Below are 16,040 nucleotides of genomic sequence, written 5' to 3' on the forward strand. Positions count from 1 at the left end.
GAGGAACGCTGCATGCCTGGCATCACGCGCGAGGAGGTCGCCCACCTCGCCCGGCTGGCGCGTCTGGAGCTGAAGCCCGAAGAGCTCGACCACTTCGCGGGACAGCTGGACGACATCATCGGCGCGGTCGCCCGCGTCAGCGAGGTCGCCGACCAAGACGTACCGCCGACCTCGCACCCGCTCCCGCTGACGAACGTCATGCGGGCGGACGAGGTCCGTCCGTCGCTCACCCCCGAGCAGGCGCTGTCCGGCGCCCCGGCCCAGGAGCAGCAGCGTTTCAAGGTGCCGCAGATCCTGGGGGAGGAGTAAACGCCATGACGGACATCATCAAGCTCACCGCCGCCGAGACCGCCGCGAAGATCGCTTCGGGCGAGCTCACGGCCGTCGAGGTCACCGAGGCGCACCTCGCCCGGATCGAGGCCGTCGACGAGAAGGTGCACGCCTTCCTGCACGTCGACCGTGAGGGCGCGCTCGCGCAGGCCCGCGCCGTCGACGAGAAGCGCGCGAAGGGCGAGAAGCTCGGCCCGCTGGCCGGCGTCCCGCTCGCGCTGAAGGACATCTTCACCACCGAGGGCATCCCGACCACGGTCGGCTCGAAGATCCTCGAGGGCTGGATCCCGCCGTACGACGCGACGCTCACCAAGCGGCTCAAGGCCGCCGACGTGGTCATCCTCGGCAAGACCAACATGGACGAGTTCGCCATGGGGTCCTCCACCGAGAACAGCGCCTACGGCCCGACCGGCAACCCCTGGGACCTCACCAAGATCCCCGGCGGCTCCGGCGGCGGTTCCTCCGCCGCGCTCGCGTCCTACCAGGCGCCGCTCGCCATCGGCACCGACACCGGCGGCTCCATCCGCCAGCCGGCCGCCGTCACCGGCACGGTCGGCGTCAAGCCGACGTACGGCGCGGTCTCCCGTTACGGCATGGTGGCGTTCTCCAGCTCCCTCGACCAGGGCGGCCCCTGCGCCCGTACGGTCCTGGACGCGGCGCTGCTGCACGAGGTGATCGCCGGGCACGACCCGCTCGACTCCACCTCCATCGACGCCCCGGTCCCGCCGGTCGTCGAGGCCGCGCGCAACGGCAGCGTCCAGGGCATGCGGGTCGGCGTCGTCAAGCAGTTCCGCGGCGAGGGCTACCAGGCCGGCGTCATCCAGCGCTTCGACGAGTCCGTCGCCCTGCTGAAGGACCTGGGCGCCGAGATCGTCGAGCTGGACTGCCCGTCCTTCGACCTCGCCCTGTCGGCGTACTACCTGATCGCGCCGTCCGAGTGCTCCTCCAACCTCGCCCGCTTCGACGGCCTGCGCTACGGCCGCCGCACGGGCGACGACGGCACCCACTCGGCCGAGGAGGTCACTTCCCTCACCCGTGAGGCGGGCTTCGGCCCCGAGGTCAAGCGCCGCATCATGCTCGGCACGTACGCCCTCTCCAGCGGCTACTACGACGCCTACTACGGCTCCGCGCAGAAGGTCCGCACGCTGATCACGCGGGACTTCGAGAAGGCCTTCGAGCAGGTCGACGTGATCGTCTCCCCGACGACCCCGACCACGGCCTTCGCGATCGGCGAGCGCACCGACGACCCGATGGCGATGTACCTCGCGGACCTGTGCACCATCCCGACCAACCTGGCGGGCAACGCGGCCATGTCGCTGCCGTGCGGTCTGGCCCCCGAGGACAACCTCCCCGTCGGCCTCCAGATCATCGCGCCCGCGCTCAAGGACGACCGCCTGTACAAGGTCGGTGCCGCCGTCGAAGCCGCCTTCGTGGAAAAGTGGGGACACCCGCTCCTGGAGGAGGCTCCGTCGCTGTGAGCAACGCACTGTCCAAGGCCAAGGGCTTCAAGAAGTCCAAGTCCGGAACGTACGTGTCCATCGCCACCACCGCGTTCGGCGCGGTCGGTGTCGCCAAGCGCATCAAGAAGGCCCGCGCCGAGCACGACACGCTGCGGCTCATCGACGCCACCGTCTCCGCGGTCGCGATCGTCACCGGCCTCGCCATCCTGTACCGCGAGCTGAAGCGGCTGGGCGACGACGACGTCCTGCTGGGCTGAGAGGGAAGTTTCACCGTGACCACCACGACCGACCTGGTGTCGTACGAGGACGCCCTGGCCTCGTACGACCCCGTCATGGGCCTCGAGGTCCATGTCGAACTCGGCACCAAGACCAAGATGTTCTGCGGCTGCTCGACCGAGCTCGGACAGGACGCGAACACGCAGACCTGCCCGACCTGCCTCGGTCTGCCCGGCGCGCTCCCGGTCGTCAACGCGACCGGCGTCGAGTCCGCGATCAAGATCGGCCTCGCGCTGAACTGCGAGATCGCCGAATGGTGCCGCTTCGCCCGGAAGAACTACTTCTATCCGGACATGCCGAAGAACTTCCAGACCTCCCAGTACGACGAGCCGATCGCCTTCGACGGCTACCTCGACGTGCAGCTGGAGGACGGGGAGACCTTCCGGGTGCAGATCGAGCGCGCCCACATGGAGGAGGACACCGGCAAGTCGACGCACGTCGGCGGCGCCACCGGCCGTATCCACGGCGCGTCCCACTCCCTGCTGGACTACAACCGCGCCGGCATCCCGCTCATCGAGATCGTCACCAAGCCGATCGAGGGCGCGGGCGAGCGGGCCCCCGAGGTCGCGCGGGCCTACGTCCGCGAGCTGCGCGAGCTGATCCGTGCCCTCGGTGTCTCCGAGGCCCGCATGGAGATGGGCCAGATGCGCTGCGACGTGAACCTCTCGCTGCGCCCGAACGGCACCGAGAAGTTCGGCACCCGCTCCGAGACGAAGAACGTCAACTCGCTGCGGTCCGTCGAGCGCGCCGCCCGGTTCGAGGTCATGCGCCACGCGGCCGTGCTCTCCTCCGGCGGCACGATCATCCAGGAGACCCGCCACTTCCACGAGGACACCGGGTCCACGACCTCGGGCCGCGTGAAGGAGGAGGCCGAGGACTACCGGTACTTCCCGGAGCCCGACCTGGTGCCGGTCGCGCCGTCCCGCGAATGGGTCGAGGAGATCCGCGCGGCGCTGCCCGAGCTGCCGCTGGCCCGCCGCACCCGGCTGCTCGCCGAGTGGGGCATCTCCGCCACCGACATGCAGTCCATCACCAACGCCGGCGCGCTCGACCTGATCGTCGCGACGATCGACGCCGGCGCGGACGCGGCCTCCAGCCGCAAGTGGTGGATGGGCGAGCTGGCCCGCAGCGCCAACGAGTCGGGCACCTCGCTCGACGAGCTGGCCATCACCCCGCAGCAGGTCGCCCGGGTCACCGAGCTGGTGAACTCCGGCGACCTGAACGACAAGCTGGCGCGCCAGGTCATCGAGGGTGTCCTCGCGGGCGAGGGCACGCCGGACGAGGTCGTCGACAAGCGCGGTCTGAAGGTCGTCTCCGACGAGGGCGCGCTCACCGCGGCCGTCGAGGAGGCCATCGCCGGCAACCCGGGCGTCGCGGACAAGATCCGCGGCGGCAAGGTGGCCGCGGCCGGCGCCCTGGTCGGCGCGGTCATGAAGGCGACGCGCGGCCAGGCGGACGCGGCCCGCGTCAAGGAGCTGATCCTGGAGAAGCTCGGCGTCACCGAGGGCTGATCCCAGGCGACCCCCGGCGAGGGGGGACACACCGGCTGCCGGTGTGTCCCCCCTTCGCCATGTCCGGGGTGCTCCGCGAGGCGCCGGGCCTCAGGCGCGCCGCCCCACCACCCGTACGAAGCCCAGCGTGCGCCCCTGGTCGGCGCGGACCAGTGCGGCGTTGCGGGCCGCCATGCCGACGTGGAAGTCGTCCGTGCTCGCCTCGGCGACCACCTCCGACCAGAGCAGCCAGTCCCGCCAGCCGTCCGGCTGCCAGTCGGCCGCCTCGACCTCGACGGCGCCGCTGCGGCTCCAGTGCCGGCGCCACCAGCCCGCCGTGTGGAAGCACGCGAAGTCCGGCTCCCACCACTGCCGCAGATGTTCCGGCACCTCGCCGTCCGCCAGTTCCTCGCGCAGGGCCGGCATCACCACCCCGATCCGCCCGCCCGGCTTCAGCAGCCGGGCCAGGGTCGGCAGATACAGGTCGGCGGTGCCGAAGTACTGGTACGCGTCGACGGAGACGATCGCGTCGAAGGTGCCCGCCGCGAACGGCAGGGCGTGCGCCTCGACCCGCATCGGGAGCACGAGGTCCCCGACGCCCGCCTCGGCGATCCGTACGGCGTTGTCGTCGGCGTCGATCCACAGATCGGCGGCGACCACCTGGACGCCGTACTCCCGGGCGAGGAAGACGGAGGTCATGGCGCGGCCGCAGCCGAGGTCGAGCACGCGCGCGCCGGGCGGCAGGTCCGCGAGGCCCAGCGCGGGCGCGAGCCACTCCAGCAGCCACAGCGCGTGCGGGCCCATCTCGTTGTCGACGGTCCAGCGGGCGTCGTAGCGGCCGCTGCGCGGGTAGTGGGGGAGACACACACGGTCGGCGAGGCGGTCGTCGTTCACTCTGCGCACCTGCCCGGGACATCGGCGCTCGGCCGGGGACGGCTGACCCGCGGACCGTAGCAACGCGGGGAGCGGGCCCGCAGCCGGATTTCCCGGCGGGAGGCACTAGGCTCCCGCGCCATGAGTGGACGTGCCGATTCCGATACGCAGATCCCGATAGCCGAGGCGGCGGAGGGCCGGCCCGACGACCGGGACGAGGAGACAACCGGTGCGCAGGCACCGGGCGAGGACGCCCACGACCACAGCCCCGGGACCGCCGCCCCCGCCGACGACCCCGGCCACGACCCCCTGGAGGACGCCCGGCGGGCCCGCTGGACCGCTGTCGCCGCCGGATCGCTGCTGACCCTGGCCGGGGTCGCCGCGGCGCTCATGCGGCTCGGTGGCGGGGTCCCCGCGCGCGTCCCGGTGGCCTACGCCGTGGGGGCGGTCGTCTGCGCCCCCGCCGTGTTCCTCGGCGCCCGCGGGCACACCCGAAGGGCCCTGTGGCTGCTCGTCCTGGGGGCGATGGTGATGGCGCTCGGAGACCAGTTCGACTGAGGCGCTTACGTGATCGTTATCCGCCTGTGATCTGGCTCCCACTCATGTGATTAGGCCCATGAACCGCTTAAAGGATCACTTTCGCCTGCAAGAGTGGTCTTCGCATTGCTCATGCGTTCTTTGCGGGCTGTTCATGCCATGAACCACTGTTCCCGGACAAAGATGCACAAAACCCCTGGGAGCAAGTCGTGGCAGCCTTGGCACGCTGGTGTGTGCGGCACCGCCTGATGGCGGTCCTGCTCTGGCTTCTCGCGTTCGGCGGGGTCACGGCCGCCGCGGCCGTCACCGGCTCCGCGTACTCCAACGACTACGAGGCCCCCGGCACCGAGTCGGGCCGCGCGACCCAACTGCTCCAGGAGGGCTTCCCCGGCCTCGGCGGCGACAGCGACACCGTCGTATGGCACACCGCCTCGGGTACCGTCCGCGCCTCGGACGTCGAACAGACCATGACCGCCACCCTGGACAAGATCGCCGATCTGCCCGGGGTGGCCACCGTGACCAGCCCCTACGAAGGGCAGGGCGCGGGCCGCATCAGCGCCGACGGCCACACCGCGTACGCCACCGTCACGTTCGACCAGCAGGCCGAGGACGTGGGCACCTCCGAGGCGCAGGCCGTGGTCGACACCGCCAAGTCGGCCGAGACCGACGGCCTGGAGGTCGAACTCGGGGGCAGCGCCATCGCGCTCACCGAGTCCTCCGGCGGGCACACGGCCGAGATCGTCGGCGTGGCCGTCGCGGCCGTCGTGCTCTTCCTCGCCTTCGGCTCGCTCGCCGCCTCCCTGCTGCCCATCGGCACCGCCCTGATCGGCGTCGGCACCGCCTACATGGGCGTCGAGCTGCTCGGGCACGCCATGACCGTCGCCGACTTCGCCCCCATGCTCGGCATGCTGGTCGGACTCGGCGTCGGCATCGACTACGCGCTCTTCATCGTGACCCGGCACCGGAGGGGACTGAAACGCGGTCTCCCGGTCGACGAGGCCGCGGCCAACGCCGTCGCCACCACCGGACGGGCCGTCGTGTTCGCGGGTGCCACCGTTTGCATCGCGCTGCTCGGGATGCTGATCCTGCGGCTCAACTTCCTCAACGGGGTCGCCGTCGCGGCCTCGCTCACCGTGGTGCTGACCGTCGCCGCCTCCGTCACCCTGCTGCCCGCCCTGCTCTCCTTCATCGGGATGCGCGCCCTCAGCCGCCGCGAACGCCGCCGGCTCGCCGAACGCGGCCCCGAACCCGAACTGCCCACCGGTCTCGCCGCCCGCTGGTCCGCCTTCGTCGAACGCCACCCCAAGCTGCTCGGCGGGATCGCCGTGCTCGTCATCGCGGTGCTCGCGCTGCCGACGTTCTCGCTCCGCCTCGGCACCTCCGACCAGGGCAACGACCCCCAGCACTCCACCACCCGGCAGGCGTACGACCGTCTCGCCGAAGGCTTCGGGCCCGGCGTCAACGGCCCGCTCACCCTGGTCACCAAGGTCGACCGCGCCGCCGACCGGCTCGCCCTGGACAACCTCGACGTCACGCTGCGCGGCACCGAGGGCGTCGCCTCCGTCAGCGCCGTCACCTACGACACCTCGGGCGAGACCGCGTACCTCACCGTCGTCCCCGACTCCGCCCCGCAGTCGCAGCACACCAGCGACCTCGTCGACCGGCTGCGCACCGAGGTGCTGCCGCGCGCCGAGGCCGGCACCTCGCTGGACGTGCAGGTCGGCGGCGTCACCGCCAGCTACGACGACTTCGCCCAGGTCATCATCGGCAAGCTGCCGCTGTTCGTCGGCGCCGTCATCGCGCTCGGCTGCCTGCTGCTGCTCCTGGCCTTCCGGTCGATCGGCATCCCGGTCAAGGCCGCCCTGATGAACATCGCCGCCGTCGCCGCCGCGTTCGGCGTCGTCGTCGCCGTCTTCCAGTGGGGCTGGGGCAGCGAGCTGCTCGGCCTCGGCCGGGCCGGCCCGATCGAGCCCTTCCTGCCCGTGATCATGGTGTCGGTGCTGTTCGGCCTCTCCATGGACTACCAGGTGTTCCTCGTCAGCCGGATGTACGAGGAGTGGCTGGAGTACGGCGACAACCGGCGCGCGGTCCGCGTCGGCCTCGCCGAGACCAGCCGGGTCATCAACTCCGCCGCCGTCATCATGATCTCGGTGTTCCTCGCCTTCGTGCTCAGCGGCGACCGGGTGATCGCGATGTTCGGCATCGCGCTCGCCGCCGCCGTCGCCATCGACGCGTTCGTCCTGCGCACCCTGCTGGTGCCCGCCCTGATGCACATGCTCGGCGGCGCCAACTGGTGGCTGCCGCGCTGGCTGGACCGCCGCCTGCCACGCATCAGCATCGAGCCCCCCGAGTGCCGTGCCGCCCATGAGAGGCCGGCCGCGGTCACCGACGCGGAGGTGGCCGACGTCCTCGCCGAGGAGCAGCAGGAAGACGTACGCGATGTCGCCGGGTGACGACGGCGCCGAGCCGCGGCCCCTTCGACGCCGCCCAGGGCGTCCGCGAGGTCGGCTGCCGGCTGGAGCCCGCCGCGGCCGGACGGGGCCCGGCCACCCGGGCCGTGCGGGTGCTGCTCGAATGGGCGTTTGACGAGCGGGGCCTGCACCGTGTGGAGTGGGGCGCGGCATCCGCCGACCAGCCGAGCGTCAACGTGGCCCGGCGGCCGGGGATGACCCGTGAGAGGGTGCTCCGCGAGCGCCGTCTTCACAAGGGTGTACGGCAGGACACCGAGGTCCGGTCCCTGCTCGTGCCCGAGTGGCGGGCGGTCCGCGAGGAAGTGGCCCGCGAAAAGTAAGACGATCATTAAGACACCTCTCAGAGAGCGTCCGTACGGTGCGAGGCATGGAAACCAAGACAGTTGACGAGGCCGGTGCCGAAGCGGGCGCCGAGGCCACCGAGGAACAGCGCGACCAGGCCGCCGAGAAGGCCGCCGAGGCGGGCGTGACCACCGAGGCGGACGCCGCCGCGACCGAGGCGGACGACGCCTCCGCGGAGACGGACGAGGACGCCCAGGGCGAGGCGGACATCGACGAGGACGACGAGGCCGTCGAGGCCGAGCTCGCCGCCCTGATCGCCGCGGACGAGGCCCAGCGCGGCTCCGGTGTCGGCCAGGGCGCCGCCGCCGTCGTCTCCACGGTGCTGGGCCTGGTGTCGCTCAACGGCGGCTGGATCGGCTCCATCGCCGCCGCCCGCCAGACCCTCGTCGGCCAGCTCCACACCTCGTCGACCGCGAGCGTCGCCACGCAGATCAAGGCCGTCTACGGCGACGCCTGGCACACCACCGCCATCTGGGCGGGCATCTTCGCCCTGCTCGGCCTGGTCACCGGTGTCGTCACCCTCGCCATCCCCGCGTTCGGCGCCCGCCGCCCGCAGGCCCCGTGGATCAAGTCGGTCGCCTGGGCGGGTGTCGCCCTCGGCGTCATCGGCCTGCTGCTGGCCGTGCTCAAGTACTCCGACGCGCTGCTCTCGCTGCCGTCGGCCAGCTGAACCCTCCCCGCAGTTCACGAGGGGTCCTAGGGACGTCCGTAAGCACCTTACGGACGCCGTAGGACCCCTCGGTCGTGTCTAAGGCCCCCGCGGCGGCCGAAGATGCGGAACTCTCCCGATGTGGCGCACCCCCCTGGCGGACGACAGTGGAACACGCACCGGCCGACCGGCCCGGGGCACCGCAGCCACCAGGGAGACACAGATGTCCGGCTACGAGTACGAACTGCACCACCTGCGCTCCGCCGAACTGCGCCGCGAGGCCGACCGGCAGCGCCTGGTCCGCGCGGCCGTCCAGAGCCGCCGCGCCGCCCGCCGCGAGGAAGCGGCCCGGCGCGCCGCCGACGACGAGGCACATAGCCGCCGCCCCCGCTGGTTCCGCGCCCCCCGGGCCGCGTGAACCCGCCCACGGGGACCACCCCCGAAACCCCGACGCGGGCCACCCCGGCCCCGGGAGCCCTGCCTGGCACGACCGGCGTGGTCGTGCCAGGTGGCTCCGGAGCTGCTCCCGGGACGGCGGGTGCCGTGCTGCTCGGCGGCGCCGAAGCCGTGTCCGCTGCGGCCGGTGCCGTGCTGCCTGGCGGCACCGCAGCCCTGCCGGGCGCAGCCGGTGGCAAAACCGGTGCCGGTGGGTCGTACCCGCGTGCGATGCTCGGCCTCGTGGAGACCAAGCCGCTCAGCCCGCGTTTCGTCGGCCGCGTCGACGAGTTGAAGACGCTCGACCTCGCGCTCGCCCGCGCGGACGCGGGCGAGCCGCAGGCGTTGCTGGTCGGCGGCGAGGCCGGGGTCGGCAAGACCCGCCTCATCGAGGAGTTCGCGACCGCCGCCTGCCGCCGCGGCGCCGTCGTCGCGCTCGGCGGCTGTGTCGAGATCGGCGCCGACGGGCTGCCGTTCGCCCCCTTCTCCACCGCGCTGCGCGCCCTGCACCGGGCGCTGCCCGACGAACTCGCCGCCGCGGCCGCCGGCCAGGAGGAGGAACTGGCCCGGCTGCTCCCCGAGTGGGGCGAGACCGGCCAGGGCCGGCACGACGAGGAGGGCACCGCCCGCCTCTACGAACTCACCGCGCGCGTCCTGGAACGCGTCGCCACCGGCCGCACCGTCGTCCTCGTCCTGGAGGACCTGCACTGGGGCGACGCCTCCACCCGCCACCTCCTCGCCTACCTCTTCCGCACCCTGCGCACCGGCCGCCTCCTCGTCCTGGCCAGCTACCGCGCCGACGACATCCACCGCCGCCACCCCCTGCGCCCGCTGCTCGCCGAACTCGACCGGCTGCGCACCGTCCGCCGCGTCGAACTCGCCCGCTTCACCCGCGAGGAGGTCGGCCGCCAGATCGCCGGCATCCTCGCCGCCGAACCCGACCCCGCCCAGGTCGACGACATCTTCGAACGCTCCGACGGCAACGCCTTCTTCGTCGAGGAGCTCGCCGTCGCCGCCGGCGAGGGCTGCTGCACCGGACTGTCGGACTCGCTGCGCGACCTGCTGCTCGTGCGCGTCGAGGCGCTGCCGGAGAGCGCCCAGCGGGTCGCCCGGATCGTCGCCGAGGGCGGCTCCACCGTCGAGTACCGGCTGCTCGCCGCCGTCGCCCGGTTCGCCGAGGACGACCTCATCGAGGCGCTGCGGGCCGCCGTCGGCGCCAACATCCTGCTCGCCGCGCCCACCGGCGACGGCTACCGCTTCCGCCACTCCCTGGTCCGCGAGGCCGTCAGCGACGACCTGCTGCCCGGCGAGCGCTCCCGCCTCAACCGCCGCTACGCCGAAGCCCTGGAGGCCGACCCGACGCTGGTCCCCGCCGACCAGCGCGCCACCCGCCTGGCCAGCTACTGGTACCACGCGCACGACCCCGCCAAGGCGCTCCCCGCCGTCCTCGACGCCTCCGTCACCGCCCGCCGCAGGCACGCCTACAGCGAGCAGCTGCGGCTCCTGGAACGGGCGATGGAGCTGTGGGACGCGGCCCCCGAGGCCGTGCGGGCCGGGCTGCGCCCCGCCGCGAGCGTCGGCGCCTTCCCGCCCTGCGGCTGCGACCCGGACTCCACCCCGCTGCGCTTCCTCGACCTGCTCGCGGAGGCCACGTTCGCGGGCCGCTTCAGCGGCGAGCGCGAACGCGCGCTGAAGATCACCAAGCGGGCGCTGCGGCTGCTGGAGGACGACCACGACCCGCACGCGAGCGGCCGGGCGTGCGCGAGCGGCGGGAACCCGCAGCGCGCCGCCTGGTTCTGGGTCCAGCGCTCCCGGCTGGTCAGCGCCCAGGGCCGGGGCGACGGCCGCGCGGAGCTCGCCACCGCCGAGGAGCTGGTGCGCGGGCTGCCCCCGTCCGAGGTGCACGCCGAGGTGCTCAGCCTGATCGCCTCCTGGGCGATGGTGCACGAACCCGGGCCCGAGGCGCTGTCCGCCGCCGAGCGGGCGGTGGAGTACGCCCGCATGGTCGGCGCCCGCGAGATCGAGCTGAACGCGCGCCTCACCCTGGCCGGCCTCAGGGTCGACGCGGGCGCCACCGAGGCCGGACTCACCCAGATGCGCGAGGTCATGCGCCAGGCGCTGGACGAGGGCGTGCACGACGTCGCGGGCCGCGCCTACGTCAATCTGCCGGCCCAGCTGGAGTCGGTGGGCCGCTCCCAGGAGGCCGTCCCCGTCCTGCGCGAGGGCGTCGCCTTCGTGCAGCGGCTCGGCCTGCTGCACAGCGAGGACTGGGTGTGGGGCAACCTCGGCGAGTCGCTGTACTCCCTCGGCCGCTGGGACGAGGCCGAGCAGGCCGCCGCACAGGCGCTGCGCCGCCCCGGCGCCAAGCCGCAGGGCCTGGCCGCCCTGACCCTGGCCGCCCTGGCCCTCGCCCGAGGGGAGGGCGCGGAGGCGGCCCGCCGGCTCGCCGCCGCCCGCGGCCACTTCGGCAGCCACGACCCGATGCCCCAGCAGTGGCTGCCGCTCGCCCGGATCGGCGTCGGCATCGCCGCCGCCGGGGGCCGCACGGCGGACGCCCGCGCGGAGCTGGCCGCCGCCCTCGACGCAGGAGCGCCGCCCGGCACCCAGTACGAGGGCTGGCCGCTGCTGCTGGCCGCCGCCACGGCCGAGGCCGACGCCCGGGGCGCGGCCGCCGCCGAGCCCGGCCGGAGCGACGCCCTGGACCGCATCCGCGCCGCCGCCAAGCGGCTCACCACCGGCGCGCCCCTCTGGCTCGCCCACGAGCTGTGGGTCCGTGCCGAGCTCGCCCGCGCCGACGGCGCGGACACCGCCGACGCCTGGGCGGAGGTGGTCGGCGCCTTCGAACAGCTCCAGCGGCCCTACGACCTCGCCCGGGTACGGCTCCGGCTCGCGCAGGCGCTGCTCGCGGCCGGCGGGGACGACGAACGGGACCGGGCCGCCGAGCTGCTCCGGCTGGCCGGCGCGGTCGCGGAGCATCTCGGCGCCCGGCCGCTCGCCGACGCGGCCGCCCTGCTCGCCCAGCGCGGCCGCCTGGTCCTCGCCCGGCACCTCTCGCGGCCGCCCGCCGCCACCGACCCGGCCGAGGCGCTCGGCCTCACCAGCCGGGAGCGGGACGTGCTGCGGCTGGTGTCCGCGGGCCGCAGCAACCGGCAGATCGCCGAGGAGCTGTTCATCTCGCCCAAGACGGCCAGCGTGCACGTGTCGAACATCCTGGCCAAGCTCGGCGTCGGGGGCCGCGGCGAGGCGGCGGCGGTGGCCCACCGCATGGGTCTGTTCCCGCCGGGTGAGGGGGACCGGGCCAAAACGGGCTGAGCGGGCCGCCGGGCGGCCGCCCCGGCGGGGGTCCGAGCTACCGCCTCGCGTGCCGGTGGACGTACGGTCGTAGGGACGATGCACGACGCACCTGCCGCGGGGGAGGAAGAAACATGTTCGGTGCCTTCGAGGAACTGTTCGCACCCGGCCGCAAGCACACGCACGACGAGCAGAAGCGGCTGGAGCTCAGCCGCGAGGACATAGGCGACAGCGACCCGGGCCGGGGCCCGATAGACCTCGACTCCGGCACGGTCGTCGTACGCCCGCCCGCGCCCGAGGGCGAGTGACGCGCTACGACACCTTCAGCTCCAGGATCCGGTCGTCGCCCGGCTTCGGGTCGCCGCGGCCGTCGGTGTTGCTGGTGGTCAGCCACACCTTGCCGTCGCCCGCGGCCACGACCGTGCGCAGCCGGCCGTACTTCCCCGTGAGGAACGCCTGCGGGGCCGCCGACGCCTTCGTGCCGTCCAGCGGGATGCGCCACAGCCGCTGACCCTTGAGCGCGGCCATCCAGATCACGCCGTCGACATAGGCGATCCCGCTCGGGGAGGCGTCGTCGGTGTGCCACTCGGCGATCGGGTTCTGGTACGCCGGGTCCTTCGAGAGGCCCTCCGCGTCCGGCCAGCCGTAGTTGCCGCCGGGCTTGATCGCGTTCAGCTCGTCCCAGGTGTCCTGCCCGAACTCCGAGGCGAACAGCCGCTGTTTGTCGTCCCAGGCCAGGCCCTGCACATTGCGGTGGCCATAGGTGTAGACGGGGGAGTCGTGGAACGGGTTGCCGGGCGCCGGCTCGCCCTCCGGGGTCATCCGCAGGATCTTGCCGCCGAGCGACTTCTTGTCCTGCGCGAGGCCCCGCTGCCCGCTCTCGCCCGTGCCCGCGTACAGCATCCCGTCCGGGCCGAACGCGATCCGGCCGCCGTTGTGGATGTAACCCTTGGGTATGCCCTTGAATATCGTGTCGGGCGCGCCCAGCCGCTCGCCCGCGGGCTTCTTCTCGTCGTACCGCATCCGCACGATGCGGTTGTCGGAGGCCGAGGTGAAGTAGGCGTAGACCATGTGGTCGGAGGCGTAGTCGGGGGAGAGCGCGAGGCCCAGCAGCCCGCCCTCGCCCGCCGCCGACACCCCGGAGACCGAGCCCAGCTCCGCCTTCTTCCCGGTCGTGGCGTCGACCCGGGTGATCGTGCCGTCGTCGCGCGAGGCCACCAGCAGATCCCCGCCGGGCAGCACGGCCACGCCCCAGGGCGTCTTCAGACCGGTGGTGAGCGTGCGCAACACGGTGACCGAGCCCTTGGCGGGCGGCACCGACGCGCTCGTGCCCGCGGCCGTCGACGGCGCGGCGGAGGTCGCGGACGCGCTCGCGCCCTCGCCCGTGGACGCACCGCCCCCGCCCGACGAGCAGCCGGCCACCAGCAGCAGCACGGTCGCGGACAACACGGCGGAGCCACCTCGACGTCCCACGATCTCGACCCCTTCCCCACTTCCGCACGAACGGCCTCACCCTGCATTACACCGCTCGCGCCCCACGAGTTCCCGGCGAAGGCGATACGAGTGCAAGGCGAAAGCGATCCCGCGTGCCCGGCGAAAGCGATCCCAGTGCCCGGCGAAGGCGATACGCGTGCCCGGCGAAGGCGGTCCGACGCCCCCGCTCAGTCCCAGGAGCCCTGGGCCGTCGGCAGGCCGGTCAGCGTCCTGAGATCGTGCTCGGTCAGCCGCAGCGCCGGTGCCGCCGCGTTCTCCCGCACCCAGCGCTCCCGCTTGGCGCCCGGCACCGCGATCACGTGCCGGCCCTGGCCCAGCACCCAGGCGAGCGCCACCTGGGCCGCGGTGACCTGCTCGCCGTGGCGCCGGGCGATGCGGCGCAGACCGGCCACGATCGGCTGGTTCGCGGCCATCATCTCCGCCGTGAAGCGGGGGTGCCGGGCGCGCAGGTCGTCCGGCTCGAACCCCTCGCCCGGGGTGAGCGTGCCGGTCAGGAAGCCGTTGCCGAGCGGCATCGCGGCGAGGAAGCCCACCCCGCGCGCCTCGCACCACGGCAGCAGCGCGTCCAGCGCCTCCGCCGACCACAGCGACAACTCGGCCTCGACCGCGCTCACCGGGAACACCTGCTGCACACGCTCCAGTTGACGGATCGTCGCGTCGTGCAGCCCGGAACCCGAGCGCCGGCCGCCGCGCGCCCCGACCGCGCACAGCCCCAACGTCCTTACTTTTCCGGCCTGTACGAGCTCCGCCATCGCGCCCCAGGTCTCCTCCACCGGGACCTCGGGGTCGGCGCGGTGCAGCTGGTAGAGGTCGATCACGTCGGTCTGGAGCCGTCGCAGCGACGCGTCGCAGGCCCGTCTCACGTACCCGGGGCGGCCGTTGGCCACGATGTGCTGCTCGCCCACCAGCAGGCCGACCTTGGTCGACACGAACGCGTCCGCCCGCCGCTCCTTCAACACCCGCCCCAGCAGCAGCTCGTTGGTGAAGGGGCCGTACATGTCCGCGGTGTCGAGCAGCGTGGCACCCAGGTCAAGTGCCGCGTGCACGGCCCTGACCGACTCCTCGCCGCGTTGCCGGGAACCGCTGTAGGCCCAGCTCATCGGCATGCACCCGAGGCCGACTGCCCCCACCGCGAGCGCCCCCGCGCCGATCGTCCTGCGCTCCACCTGCTCGTGAACCTCCCTGTTGGCACACCCAACCTAACCTCTGCCGCCACCGGAGCTGACATAGCCTCCTGACCATGAGTACTGACGTATGGCTGCCCATTCCGCCGGACGAGATCCCAGGGCTCCCCGAGGGCCCCGTCTACCGGTTCTGGGACGGCGGCGACGACGGCCGCCAGGAGTTCCCCGCGGACCCCGCCGACTGCGCGGTGTACGTGGTGCCGTACATGAAGCGGCAGCCCGTCAAGGTGCGTCCGCTGGCGCGGATGACCAACCTCCGGCTGATCCAGACGCTGACCGCGGGCGTGGACGACATCACCTCGGTGCTCGACCTCGTCGCGCCGGGCGTGACGCTGTGCAACGCGCGCGGCGTCCACGACGCCAGCACCGCCGAACTCGCCGTCACCCTCACGCTCGCGTCCCTGCGCGGCGTCCCCGGGTTCGTGCGGGCCCAGGACCGGGGGCGCTGGCAGAGCGGCTTCCACCCGGCGCTCGCCGACAAGAACGTGCTCATCGTCGGGTACGGCGCCATCGGCGAGGCCGTCGAGGACCGGCTCGTCCCGTTCGAGGTGGCGCGGGTGACACGTGTCGCGCGCTCGGAGCGCACGGCGGCGCGCGGCCCGGTGCATCCGATCGCCGCCCTGCCCGCCCTGCTGCCCGAGGCCGACGTCGTCATCCTCTCGACGCCGCTCAACGACGCCACCCGCGGCCTGGCCGGACCCGAGTTCCTCGCCCGGATGAAGGACGGCGCGCTGCTCGTCAACGTCGCGCGCGGCGCCGTGGTGGACACCGAGGCCCTGCTCGCGGAGGTGACGACCGGCCGGATCTGCGCCGCCCTGGACGTCGTCGACCCCGAACCCCTGCCCCCGGAGCACCCGTTGTGGAGCGCGCCGGGCGTGCTCATCAGCCCGCACGTCGGCGGCCCCACCTCCGCCTATCTGCCGCGCGCGAAAAGGCTTCTGGTGGACCAGTTGGGGCGTTTCGTGAACCATCGGCCGCTCGGCCACGTGATCCTGGTGACGGGCTCGGCCGGCGCATGACCCGGGGCCGCGCGCGCATCTGATCCGCTTCGGGCACCCTCCGCAGTTCCCCGAACGCGGTGCGTGCGCGCGTTCCCGCTGGTCGTCACGGAGCGTAGAGGAACTATGTCCCTGAGTGACGAGACTGGTGTATCGTCCCGACAGGGGCTGCGCCGCGCACCGTTCGGCGCCGGGGATGGACATTGCAGA

Annotated in this window: 14 protein-coding genes and 1 pseudogene; 12 read left to right on the forward strand and 3 right to left on the reverse strand. The window is 73.2% G+C overall.

Annotation, left to right across the window (positions count from 1 at the left end; all coding sequences use genetic code 11):
- The first annotated feature begins 12 nt into the window (after positions 1 to 12).
- The 4 genes from gatC to gatB are packed head-to-tail and all read left to right on the forward strand — an operon-like array spanning position 13 to position 3,577.
- Complete coding sequence (gene gatC, locus WN71_RS10440) at positions 13 to 309, forward strand: Asp-tRNA(Asn)/Glu-tRNA(Gln) amidotransferase subunit GatC (RefSeq protein WP_006130840.1); 297 nt, start codon at positions 13 to 15, stop codon at positions 307 to 309.
- A 5-nt stretch (positions 310 to 314) separates the two neighbouring features.
- Positions 315 to 1,808, forward strand: coding sequence for an Asp-tRNA(Asn)/Glu-tRNA(Gln) amidotransferase subunit GatA (gene gatA / locus WN71_RS10445; protein ID WP_046582622.1), 1,494 nt, complete (start codon positions 315 to 317; stop codon positions 1,806 to 1,808).
- On the forward strand, positions 1,805 to 2,047 hold the full coding sequence (locus WN71_RS10450) for a hypothetical protein (protein WP_046582623.1): 243 nt from the start codon (positions 1,805 to 1,807) through the stop codon (positions 2,045 to 2,047). The genes gatA and WN71_RS10450 overlap by 4 nt, the downstream gene beginning before the upstream one ends.
- Before the next feature lie 15 nt (positions 2,048 to 2,062).
- Entirely contained in the window at positions 2,063 to 3,577 is a 1,515-nt protein-coding gene (gene gatB, locus WN71_RS10455; RefSeq protein ID WP_046582625.1) for an Asp-tRNA(Asn)/Glu-tRNA(Gln) amidotransferase subunit GatB, read from the forward strand.
- Between the two features lie 90 nt (positions 3,578 to 3,667).
- Here the strand turns inward: gatB and WN71_RS10460 are convergent, their stop codons facing one another.
- The gene (locus WN71_RS10460; protein WP_420856484.1) at positions 3,668 to 4,450 is read right to left on the reverse strand and encodes an SAM-dependent methyltransferase; all 783 of its coding nucleotides are present in this window, start codon (positions 4,448 to 4,450) and stop codon (positions 3,668 to 3,670) included.
- A 120-nt stretch (positions 4,451 to 4,570) separates the two neighbouring features.
- Here WN71_RS10460 and WN71_RS42650 point away from each other — a divergent pair, with 120 nt between their 5' ends.
- From WN71_RS42650 to WN71_RS41855, 7 genes and pseudogenes are all read left to right on the forward strand, one after another.
- The gene (locus tag WN71_RS42650; RefSeq protein WP_046582629.1) at positions 4,571 to 4,987 is read left to right on the forward strand and encodes a hypothetical protein; all 417 of its coding nucleotides are present in this window, start codon (positions 4,571 to 4,573) and stop codon (positions 4,985 to 4,987) included.
- Between the two features lie 188 nt (positions 4,988 to 5,175).
- Positions 5,176 to 7,419, forward strand: a complete 2,244-nt coding sequence (locus WN71_RS10470) for an MMPL family transporter (protein WP_046582630.1) — start codon at positions 5,176 to 5,178, stop codon at positions 7,417 to 7,419.
- Positions 7,420 to 7,442: 23 nt separating this feature from the next.
- Positions 7,443 to 7,757: pseudogene (locus tag WN71_RS10475) on the forward strand (GNAT family N-acetyltransferase); the annotation flags it as partial.
- Between the two features lie 47 nt (positions 7,758 to 7,804).
- Positions 7,805 to 8,449 (forward strand): hypothetical protein, encoded by a 645-nt coding sequence (locus WN71_RS10480; protein ID WP_046582632.1) that lies wholly within the window; start codon positions 7,805 to 7,807, stop codon positions 8,447 to 8,449.
- A 202-nt stretch (positions 8,450 to 8,651) separates the two neighbouring features.
- The gene (locus WN71_RS10485) at positions 8,652 to 8,846 is read left to right on the forward strand and encodes a hypothetical protein (RefSeq protein ID WP_046582634.1); all 195 of its coding nucleotides are present in this window, start codon (positions 8,652 to 8,654) and stop codon (positions 8,844 to 8,846) included.
- Between the two features lie 248 nt (positions 8,847 to 9,094).
- Positions 9,095 to 12,175: a helix-turn-helix transcriptional regulator gene (locus WN71_RS10490; RefSeq protein ID WP_046582636.1), complete on the forward strand. Its 3,081-nt coding sequence runs from the start codon at positions 9,095 to 9,097 to the stop codon at positions 12,173 to 12,175.
- A 113-nt stretch (positions 12,176 to 12,288) separates the two neighbouring features.
- Entirely contained in the window at positions 12,289 to 12,462 is a 174-nt protein-coding gene (locus WN71_RS41855; RefSeq protein ID WP_167382914.1) for a DUF6191 domain-containing protein, read from the forward strand.
- Positions 12,463 to 12,466: 4 nt separating this feature from the next.
- Here the strand turns inward: WN71_RS41855 and WN71_RS10495 are convergent, their stop codons facing one another.
- Both WN71_RS10495 and WN71_RS10500 read right to left on the reverse strand, forming a co-directional pair.
- Positions 12,467 to 13,630, reverse strand: coding sequence for a PQQ-dependent sugar dehydrogenase (locus WN71_RS10495; protein WP_420856488.1), 1,164 nt, complete (start codon positions 13,628 to 13,630; stop codon positions 12,467 to 12,469).
- A 185-nt stretch (positions 13,631 to 13,815) separates the two neighbouring features.
- Complete coding sequence (locus WN71_RS10500; RefSeq protein ID WP_046582639.1) at positions 13,816 to 14,814, reverse strand: aldo/keto reductase; 999 nt, start codon at positions 14,812 to 14,814, stop codon at positions 13,816 to 13,818.
- Positions 14,815 to 14,888: 74 nt separating this feature from the next.
- On the opposite strand from WN71_RS10500, the gene WN71_RS10505 reads away from it, so the two are divergent.
- Positions 14,889 to 15,851: a 2-hydroxyacid dehydrogenase gene (locus WN71_RS10505; protein WP_046582641.1), complete on the forward strand. Its 963-nt coding sequence runs from the start codon at positions 14,889 to 14,891 to the stop codon at positions 15,849 to 15,851.
- Positions 15,852 to 16,040: the final 189 nt, after the last annotated feature.

The sequence above is a fragment of the Streptomyces mangrovisoli genome (assembly GCF_000974985.2).
GTDB classification, from domain to species: Bacteria; Actinomycetota; Actinomycetes; order Streptomycetales; family Streptomycetaceae; genus Streptomyces; species Streptomyces mangrovisoli.

Excerpts from the sequence above, each read along its gene's own strand:
- gatC (WP_006130840.1), top strand. The coding sequence starts at position 13 with ATGCCTGGCATCACGCGCGAGGAGGTCGCCCACCTCGCCCGGCTGGCG.
- gatA (WP_046582622.1), top strand. The coding sequence starts at position 315 with ATGACGGACATCATCAAGCTCACCGCCGCCGAGACCGCCGCGAAGATC.
- WN71_RS42650 (WP_046582629.1), top strand. The coding sequence starts at position 4,571 with ATGAGTGGACGTGCCGATTCCGATACGCAGATCCCGATAGCCGAGGCG.
- WN71_RS10480 (WP_046582632.1), top strand. The coding sequence starts at position 7,805 with ATGGAAACCAAGACAGTTGACGAGGCCGGTGCCGAAGCGGGCGCCGAG.
- WN71_RS10485 (WP_046582634.1), top strand. The coding sequence starts at position 8,652 with ATGTCCGGCTACGAGTACGAACTGCACCACCTGCGCTCCGCCGAACTG.
- WN71_RS10490 (WP_046582636.1), top strand. The coding sequence starts at position 9,095 with ATGCTCGGCCTCGTGGAGACCAAGCCGCTCAGCCCGCGTTTCGTCGGC.
- WN71_RS41855 (WP_167382914.1), top strand. The coding sequence starts at position 12,289 with ATGTTCGGTGCCTTCGAGGAACTGTTCGCACCCGGCCGCAAGCACACG.
- WN71_RS10505 (WP_046582641.1), top strand. The coding sequence starts at position 14,889 with ATGAGTACTGACGTATGGCTGCCCATTCCGCCGGACGAGATCCCAGGG.